1 protein-coding gene is annotated in these 454 nt (G+C 43.6%); it reads right to left on the reverse strand.

The features are described from left to right. On the reverse strand, positions 1-454 hold a 454-nt coding region (locus ACXAFI_RS20025; RefSeq protein WP_475110175.1), incomplete at both ends, for a hypothetical protein.

Here is a 454-nt window from a genome sequence, read left to right on the forward strand (position 1 = left end):
TATCCGTACCCAGCAGCTTACTCGCTACCGCTTCATTAATACCGGAGATCGTAATATCGATAATGTTGTCATCAGTAAAATCAGCTTTTACCTTGTTGTCATCTAGCAAAAGAAGATTACCACTAATGGCACTGGCATCTAGTGAGGCAGTACCGTTACCCTCAATTGTGGTAAATCCAGTAAAGCGAATAGTATCAGCATCAATACGTCCATCATTGGTCAGGGCAAATTCATTGTCATCGTTCTTACTTTCCAGTGTGCCCTGACTATCTGAAGCGGTGACTTTTTCTATATTGGTAAAGGTAATTCCGCTGCTTGTGGCCTTATTATCCGTATTCGAGAGACTCCATGCGCTATTAGCTACATTGGTGCTAACTGTATCAGTCCCCTCACCGGTATTGAGACTTGAGATACCGGTAAAGGCTATCTCATTGGCCTTGAAAGCCTTGTCCCC

The organism is Microbulbifer sp. ABH2_005 (assembly GCF_056160005.1).